Below are 8,191 nucleotides of genomic sequence, written 5' to 3'. Positions count from 1 at the left end.
GGGTGCGGAAGGTGTGCCGGTGGACGTACTCGACCTTGAGCACGCTGTTGAACGCCTCGCTCACGGCGTTGTCGAAGCAAGATCCGACTCTGCCCATCGACTGCACGATGCCCAGCCTGCGGCAGGCCCGTTTGAACTTCCGGGAGCAGTATTCACCAGGTTCAACCAGTGGATGCAACACCGGCTTATTTGATCGATAGTAGATGGTCGTTGAGGGCTTCGGCGGGTGTCTTCCAACCGAGGCTCTTGCGGGGGCGACTGTTGAGCGTGGCTGCGACCGCCTCGATATCCTCCGCCGCCCATCGGGAAAGGTCGGTTCCCTTCGGGAAGTATTGGCGCAGCAGGCCGTTCGTGTTCTCGTTGGTGCCGCGCTGCCAGGGGCTGTGCGGATCGGCGAAGTAGACCGGGACGCCGGTCTTGATCGTGAACTGGGCGTGCGCCTGGGTGGTGGTCATCGTGTGGCCCTCTCCCTGGAGCGGTGCGCGGCCATGCGCTCGGCGGTGCGCAGCGCGACCGAGGTCATGATGTCGAGATTTCCGGCGTAGGCGGGCAGGTAGTGGGCGGCACCCTCGACCTCGAGGAAGACCGAGACCTTCAGCGCGGTAGTGCCGATGGCATCAGCCGGCAGCAGCCCGCACAGCGGGTCGTCGGCCCTCACGCGGTCGAACTGCACCTTCTGTTTCAGGCGGTAACCGGGCACATACGCCTGGACGCGGCCCACCATCTCTTCGACGGAGGCCGTGACCGCCTCACGGTCGCAGTCGGAGACCAGACAGTGCACGGTGTCGCGCATGATCAGCGGGGGCTCGGCCGGGTTGAGGATGATGATCGCTTTGCCCTGCCGCGCGCCGCCGACCTGCTCGATGGCGGAGGAGGTGGTCTCGGTGAACTCGTCGATGTTCGCCCGGGTGCCGGGGCCGGCGGAGCGGGAGGCGATGGAGGCGACGATCTCCCCGTAGTGGACGGGGGCGGCAGCGTTGACCGCGGCAACCACCGGGATGGTGGCCTGGCCGCCGCAGGTGACCATGTTGACGTTGGGCGCGTCGAGGTGAGCGTCGCCGTTGACCGGTGGCACCACGTAAGGGCCGAGGGCCGCGGGAGTGAGGTCGATGAGGGTGCGGCCGAGGGAGCGCAGCACCTCGTCGTGGCGCCTGTGGGCACCGGCCGAGGTGGCGTCGAAGACGATCTCCACGTCGGCGAACTCGTCCATCTTCACCAGTCCGTCCACGCCCTGGTGGGTGGTGGCCACCTTCAGGCGGCGGGCCCGGGCCAGGCCGTCCGAGTCCGGGTCGATCCCCGCCATCACGGCCGGCTCCAGGCTGCCGGACAGTCGCAGCACCTTGATCATCAAGTCGGTGCCGATGTTGCCCGACCCGATGATCGCCACCTTGGTCCGGGCGTCCGTCGCTGCTCACTGGTTCTCTCCTTCTGGCGCGAACCCGACCCGCACAGTGCCCAGGTTCGAGATGCGGGCTTCGAACACATCACCCGGAGCAGCGGGGGCCATCGGCCCCAGGGCCCCGGTCAGCACGACGTCGCCGGCCCGCAGCGGGTCTCCCATCCCGGCGAGGGTCGGAGGCCAGCCAGGCGGCCGCATTGAGGGGGCTGCCGAGGCAGTCGGCGCCGGTCCCCTCGGAGACCACCTCGCCGCCTCGGGTCATGGTCATCTGTACCGAGCGGAGATCGAGCCCGGTGAGCGGCGCGGGGGAGCCGCCCAGGACGAAGAGGCCCGACGAGGCGTTGTCGGCGACGGTGTCGACGATGGAGATGTCCCAGTCCTTCACCCGGCTGTCGACGATCTCCAGGGCGGGAAGTGCGAAGTCGGTGGCGCGCAGCACGTCGACGACAGTGCACTGGCGGTGCGGCAGGTCGCGGCCGAGTTCCAGCGCGACCTCGGCCTCCACTCTGGGCTGGAGCAGCCGCCCGGCGGGCACCTCGCCGCCCTCGGGCACGGCCATGTCCGCGAAGAGTGCGCCGAAGTCCGGCTGGTCCACGGCGAGCTGGTGCTGCACGGCCGGAGAGGTCAGGCCGATCTTGCGGCCGGTGATCCGTCGGCCGGCGGCCTGGCCGCGCTGGAGGTTAAGCCGCTGTACGACGTAGGCGGTCTCGATGTCACCTTCGTCGAAGAGCGCGCGCACCGGCAGGCAGGCGGCACCGGTGCGGGCGGCCTCCAGCAGCGCATCGGCGGCCTTGATTACGGCCGGTGGGACGGCGTCCGGTGGGACGCGGTCAGTGACGGTCGGCACGGGGTACCTCCGGAAGAGGAGTGGTGGGGCCGAGGGCTCTCGGCGCCCCTCTGGTGACGCCTTCAGATATAGACACCGCACGGTCGATGGAAGATCTTTGTTCCGTGAAACGGAACAAAGAGGGCCTGGATGTGGTCTACCTCGAGCGCATCAACGGGCACGACGCACTGCAACCGCCCTCGCGCGCCGGTGACATCCTGCCGCTGACCCGCACCGCCGTGGGCAAGACGCCCTGTTCGCCTTCTCCAGTGCCGAACTCGCCGAGGAGACCCGGAACACACTCACGGCAGAGGAGATCCTCCCGCGCACGCACAGCGGGCAAACCGCATCCAGCCCCGGCACTCACTCACACCCACCAGGAGTCACTCTGCCCAGTACACCGGCAACAGTTCTCAACCCCCAGGGCCTGTCACGACTCCAGACAGGCCCTGACTAAGGAGCCCCCGGATGATCGGGCAGAGCCCGCCGGACGTACGCGTGGGCCAGGTGCCGGACCTCGGGCACACCCAGGGCGAACAGACCGATCGTGAGACCGGTCAGGGACAGGGCCATGTCGCGGGCCTCAGCGCACTCCGCCACCGGGCTGCTCTCGCCCAGGGCGTCCGCGCAGACCTCGGTCACCTGCTCGAGGATCCGGCTGCGAAACGGGTCGACGACGTCCTGCACCTCAGGGTCGTGGGTCTGCTCCAGCAGGACGAAAACCAGGAGCCGTTGGAAGTTCGCGTGCCGGTCCACGGTCTCCAGCAGGACGTCGATGAACCGGGAGAGCCGCGCGGCCCCCGACCCGCCGTCCCGTGAAGCGACCTGAAGCGCGTCGTCAAGTCGGCCTAGTCCGCGCTGCAATGCAGCTTTGAGCAGCCCCGCCTTACTGCCGAAGTGGTGGTAGAGCGAGCCGTTGGGGCATCCGGACTCCTTGCACAGCAACGAGACCGACGCCGCGTGGTAGCCCTGCGCGCCCATGAGTCGTTCCGCGGCGTCGAGCAGCGCTTCGCGGCTGCCACCCCGCTCGACGCGAGCCACCGCGGCCTGCGACGTCTGGGCGGGCCCGTTCATGCCCGGCTCTGGAACAGGTACTCCATGAGGTCCGGACGTTCCCTGAGCGCCGCGCTCAGGGAACCGACGGTGCGCCCGAGCCGGCCCAACCACGCCTCGCCCCGTCCCGCGCTGCTCGGGAACCCTATGGACACCGCGGCGACTGCGTGGCCCCCGATGAGCACCGGCCGGGCAATGCACGAGAGACCGTGCACCGCCTCATCCCGGTCGACGGCCATGCCGCGCTGGCGCACCTGGGCGAGCGCGAGGGCGAGAGCGCGCGGTTCCGTGATCGACCGCGGGGTGAGTCTGCGCAGCGACGGGGTGTGCGCCGTAGCGTCGGTATCCGCGGCCCGGTGGGCGAGCAGCGCCTTCCCGACTCCCGTGCAGTGTGCGGGCAGTCGCATCCCGACGGAGGTAGGGATCACCTGGGCATCGCTCTCGTGCAGCTTCTCGAGGTAAACGACATCCTCACCACGTAGGGCACACAGATGAACCGTGTGCCCTACCGTGCGGTGCAGCTCCAGCAAGTGGGGGACGGCGACCTCGCGCAGCCCCGCCTCAGGGCTGGACGCGGCCATCGTCAGCATCCGCAGACCCATCCGGAAGCCACCGTCGACCTGCTCGACAGCCCCGAGCTCCCGAAGCATGGCCAGCACACGGTGGACGGTGGACTTCGGCAGCCCCGACGTCCGGGCCAGCTCACTCAGGGTCAGAACGCGGTGCTGCCGACTGAAGGTGTCCAGCACATCGAAAGCTTTCCAGAGCACGGATGTGGGGATTGCCTGCGGTGGTTCCGCCGCTGACCGCCGTTGTTCGATCATCCGCGCCTCCGAAACAAGCTCTGTCGACGATGACAGGCCACTAGAGTGATCACTCCAATGGAGTGATTGCTCCAATCTTGCACGGAGTCTGATGCGCGTCAATGCCCGGTATGGCCGGGTCTGATGCCCAGCAGCGGATTCACCGGTGGGCTGCGAGTGGCGACCCGGTTCGCGATCCCCGGCCCGGCGAAAGCCATGACCGTGGTGAGCCCGGCCGGGCCGCCACGCAGAGTGGGTTCAGCGCTGCCCGGTCGCGGAGATGAACTCGTGCACCACCCGGTCGAACTCCTCGGCGTGTTCCATCTGAGTCCAGTGGCCACATCGGTTGAACAGGTACAGCCGGGAGTCCGGGATCATCGCCAGCAGGCGCAGCGCGTTCTCGAAGTGCACCGCTTTGTCATCGCGGCCGTGTACCACCAGCGTCGGTACGGTGAGCGTCGCCAGCGCGGGCACTACCGCGGGGTAGGCGCCCGGAGGACCGTTCAGCTCACCCGTCGGTGCGGCGGTCAGGTAGTTGGCGATGTGGTCGGGGCGGGACAACGCCGCTTCGGAACGCTGCCGGGCCAGGTCCTCGTCAGCGGCCAGCTCGGGATCGGAAGTCAGCGCGGCGACGAGTGCCTGGAAGTTGGCCGGCGTCGGGTCCTGGTAGGCGTGGATGAGCGTCCGGATGCCCTCGGTCTGGTGGGAGGCGGGGCTCAACACGTTCACCCCGGGCGCCGGAGCACCCATCGGGATCAGGTGCGACACCCTGTCGCTGTTGCGTACGGCGTACCGGATCGCGGTCTGCCCGCCCATCGAGTTGCCGACCAGGGCGGCCTGGTCGATTTCCAGCTCGTCCAGCAGCAGCTCGAGCGCCTCGGTGTGGTCACGGTCGCCCGGCACCGCGGTGTCGCTCTTCCCCCACCCGGGCATGTCGACGGCGAGGACCCGGTACCGCTCGGCGAAGAAGGCGAAGTTCCGGGAGTAGTTGCTCCAGCCGCTGGCCCCGGGGCCTCCTCCGTGCAGCAGGACCAGCGGGTGGCCCTCACCCGCCTCGTTGAGATGCAGGCGCCACTTCTTGGTCTGCACGAACCGGCTGGTCGCGTTCTCGGTCAGGACGGTGTTGGTCATCGTTTCAGCGCTTCCTGTCGTCGTTGGTGGGAGGGAGGTCCAGCGGTAGGCGCCGGCCCTTGGTGACGACCGGCGATGTGGCCGCACCGCCGGCCTCGGATCATGCCTGGGCGCCTTGGAAGTGGTGACCCCAGTTGCTCAGCAGCTCATGGTGACCGGGCTTCCAGGTGGCGTCGTCGATGAGCAGACCGTTGCAGCCGTACTCGATGTCGAAGCCCGAAGGGGTGGCCACGTAGAAGGACAGCATCAGGTCGTTGGAGTGCTCGCCCAGCGTGATGTTCACGTGTTCGTCTTTCGCCCTCACGCGGTCCATCGCCTTGCCGACCTGCGAGACGTCGGCCACCTCGAGCATCAGATGCCCCAGACCGGGCGGCGGCCCCGGGATGGTGCCCACGGCGACGGTGTGATGGCGTGGATTGCAGTGCAGGAACACCGCGTCCTCCTCGGGGACGCCGAGCGAAGCCAGCGAGATGGTGTCCGTGAGCAGGAACCCCAGGACCTTCTCGTAGAACTCGGCCGCCGCCGACGCGGTGCCGCGAGGGAAGAGGAAGACGTGACCGACACCCAGGGGCCCGGCGACGAAAGTCGTACCGGTCGGCGAGACGAACGGGGAATCGGCGTCGGGGAGGCCGACGTAGGCCTCGATTCCGTTGCCGTCGCTGTCGGCGAAGCGCACGACACGGTCGACACCGCGGCGGGCGGCCAGCTCGGGGTCCTCGGTGGCCTCGACGCCGTTGTCGGTCAGGGTGGCGACGAGACCGGTGAGAGCCTCGTCGCTGACGATCTCGAGACCGAGGGCCACGAGTGAGGAGGGACCCGCCGCGGGGCCGTCCTCGATGATGATCCGGTGAACCTTCTCGTCGGTGCGCAGCCGTACCTCGCCCTCGGGCGAGGGGGCAACCTGGGCGCCGAGGACCTCGGGGCCGAACGTGGCCCACTCGGCCAGTGGGCCGCGGACCGCGAGGTAGCCGAGTGCTTTGACGGTGCTCATGTTGAGTCCAATTCTTGGAGAGGGGTCCTGACGCTGACGTCGTCAGGGTCGGGCAGGGGGACGATCCTGGCGGTCGCCGGAGCTGCGACGGCGCAGGCGTGTACCTCGCCGTACGGTCAGAAACTCGAGGCGTGGGCCAGCTCGGGCTGTGCTTCCCCGACGGACCGGTCATTCGGGATCGGCCGGTCGAGCACGCGGCCCAGCACCTCGATCAGCCGACGGGTGTCGGCAGCGGTCCGCGAGCGCCAGGCGATGTGACCGTCGGGGCGGACGAGGAGACAGCCGTCGTCGTCGATCTGACGGAGCCGCTCCCAGTCGCCCAACGGGTCCCGGTACCCGTGCGCCGTCCCGATCTCGCAGACGTCGATCGGGAGACCAAACACCTTCCGCGCACGTTCGGCGGCCTCCGCCCACGACGCACCGCCGCGGCCGGTGATCAGCGCGAAGCGGCCCTGCCCCACCAGCTGCTGGGAGGAGATCCGCTGACGGTTGCGTTCCAGCCAGACATGGGGCATGTGCTCACCGGGTGACGTCGACGGCACGTAGGTCAGCTCGTCCGTGGTCCGGTGGTCGGGCAGGTCACCGTCGTCGGGGACGACGGCCGGGCTGCTGTAGCGGTAGCCCAGCTCGACCCCGAGAGCGTTGAAGTGGTAGGGCAGCTTGTCCAGGAAGGAACGGACGCCCCGCCGCCGGTCGGCGCCCTCTTCGCTGTCCTCGTCCAGGCTGCGCACGATGCGCCACTTGTCCTCGTCGGGCATCTCGGGCCTGATGCCGATCGCTTCGCCCAGCGTGAAGATCTCGGTGACCGACTTCCACGCGCGGTCGACGACCTGCCGGCCGACCGGTGCGCGTTCGGCGGTGTAGGAGTCCAGGAGCCCGGGGCCGGCAACGCCGTCCAGGACGAGCTTGAGCTTCCACGCCAGGTTGTAGCCGTCGGCGACCGAGGTGTTGCTGCCCAGGCCGTTGGTCGGCGGGTGCCGGTGGACGGCGTCGCCCATGCACAGGACACGGCCGGAGGAGTAGATGTCTGCGGCGGCGTTGTTCTGGGCCCAGGGCGAGACGAGCTTCACCTTCACGTCGATGAAGGGGTCGCCGATGCTTTGGCGTATCTGGGCCACCAGCTCATCGGTGTCCTGGGGGTCGAACACGTAGTCCTCGTCGACGTGGACTCCGATGACCCACTGGTTCCACGGCTCGACCATGATCCAGCTGCCGTAGGTGAAGGGGTCGACCGACCAGTAGATGGCGCCCGGCCGGTGCGCGACGTACTTCGTCAGATCGACCTCGACCCAGGCGAACACGACACGCCCAATGCCCACCGGACCGCGGACCGACAACCCGGCCTGTTCGAGCACCTGACTGCGACCGCCGTCGGCACCGATCAGGTACTGCGCGGTGATGACCGACGCCAGGCCGGTGTTGTGGTCGACCACGTGAGCGCGCACCTCATGGTCGTCCTGTTCGAGCTCGATGAACTCGGTGGAGTAGCGAAGATCGACCAGGCCGGTCGCCAGGGCAGCGGAGGCGAGCACCGGCTCGAGCTTGTGCTGCGCGACGTTCAGCGAAACGTGGGGGCTCGCGGCGCGGTACCGGGGGAAGTCCTTCAGACCGCCGCCCCACGCTGTCGTCCGCGCGACCTCAGGACCGGCCAGGGACAGGACGAACGGGTTGTGCGGCATGTCCTCGAACCGATACCCGATGGCCGCGACGGCCTCGTACACGCCCAGGTCGCTGAAGATCTCCAGAGTCCGCTGGTTCGTGATGTGCGCTCTCGGATTGTGCGCCTGACCGGGGTACCGGCAGAGCACGGTGCTGCGCACGCCGTAGCGTGCGAGGGCCAAGGCGTGAGTGAGTCCGGCCGGTCCCGCGCCGACGATCAGCACGGGGACCTTCTCGTTGGCCGACCGCTTCTTTGCGCTCGCCATGTCGTGTCACTCCTTCGGTGTGTGAGCCGACCGCTGATGTGCATCACACCCCGCGGAGCGCGA

General features: G+C 68.6%; 6 protein-coding genes and 3 pseudogenes. All 9 read right to left on the bottom strand.

Annotation, left to right across the window (positions count from 1 at the left end; translation table 11 throughout):
* Window positions 1-106 (bottom strand): annotated as a pseudogene (locus F3T56_RS48860) (hypothetical protein); the annotation flags it as partial.
* 79 nt (window positions 107-185) lie between these two features.
* A pseudogene (locus tag F3T56_RS40745) lies at window positions 186-440 on the bottom strand (IS30 family transposase); the annotation flags it as partial.
* An 11-nt stretch (window positions 441-451) separates the two neighbouring features.
* Window positions 452-1,387, bottom strand: a complete 936-nt coding sequence (locus F3T56_RS40740) for an acetaldehyde dehydrogenase (acetylating) (protein WP_149830505.1) — start codon at window positions 1,385-1,387, stop codon at window positions 452-454.
* A 24-nt stretch (window positions 1,388-1,411) separates the two neighbouring features.
* Window positions 1,412-2,246: pseudogene (locus F3T56_RS40735) on the bottom strand (2-keto-4-pentenoate hydratase).
* A 432-nt stretch (window positions 2,247-2,678) separates the two neighbouring features.
* Window positions 2,679-3,299 carry a TetR/AcrR family transcriptional regulator gene (locus tag F3T56_RS40725; RefSeq protein ID WP_149830504.1) on the bottom strand — a complete coding sequence of 207 codons (621 nt, stop codon included), beginning with the start codon at window positions 3,297-3,299 and terminating at the stop codon, window positions 2,679-2,681.
* Window positions 3,296-4,048, bottom strand: coding sequence for an IclR family transcriptional regulator (locus F3T56_RS40720; RefSeq protein ID WP_246204359.1), 753 nt, complete (start codon window positions 4,046-4,048; stop codon window positions 3,296-3,298). Before F3T56_RS40720 ends, F3T56_RS40725 begins: the two co-directional genes overlap by 4 nt.
* 291 nt (window positions 4,049-4,339) lie before the next feature.
* On the bottom strand, window positions 4,340-5,212 hold the full coding sequence (locus F3T56_RS40715) for an alpha/beta fold hydrolase (RefSeq protein WP_149830502.1): 873 nt from the start codon (window positions 5,210-5,212) through the stop codon (window positions 4,340-4,342).
* Window positions 5,213-5,312: 100 nt separating this feature from the next.
* The gene (locus F3T56_RS40710; RefSeq protein ID WP_149830501.1) at window positions 5,313-6,203 is read right to left on the bottom strand and encodes a VOC family protein; all 891 of its coding nucleotides are present in this window, start codon (window positions 6,201-6,203) and stop codon (window positions 5,313-5,315) included.
* A 116-nt stretch (window positions 6,204-6,319) separates the two neighbouring features.
* On the bottom strand, window positions 6,320-8,128 hold the full coding sequence (locus tag F3T56_RS40705; protein ID WP_149830500.1) for an FAD-dependent monooxygenase: 1,809 nt from the start codon (window positions 8,126-8,128) through the stop codon (window positions 6,320-6,322).
* Window positions 8,129-8,191: the final 63 nt, after the last annotated feature.

Source organism: Streptomyces tailanensis, assembly GCF_008386495.1.
Classification (GTDB): Bacteria; Actinomycetota; Actinomycetes; order Streptomycetales; family Streptomycetaceae; genus Streptomyces; species Streptomyces tailanensis.
Note: the sequence above shows the minus strand (reverse complement) of the source record. Positions and strands in the feature narration are given on the sequence as shown.

Excerpts from the sequence above, each read along its gene's own strand:
- F3T56_RS40715 (WP_149830502.1), bottom strand. The coding sequence starts at position 5,212 with ATGACCAACACCGTCCTGACCGAGAACGCGACCAGCCGGTTCGTGCAG.
- F3T56_RS40725 (WP_149830504.1), bottom strand. The coding sequence starts at position 3,299 with ATGAACGGGCCCGCCCAGACGTCGCAGGCCGCGGTGGCTCGCGTCGAG.
- F3T56_RS40710 (WP_149830501.1), bottom strand. The coding sequence starts at position 6,203 with ATGAGCACCGTCAAAGCACTCGGCTACCTCGCGGTCCGCGGCCCACTG.
- F3T56_RS40705 (WP_149830500.1), bottom strand. The coding sequence starts at position 8,128 with ATGGCGAGCGCAAAGAAGCGGTCGGCCAACGAGAAGGTCCCCGTGCTG.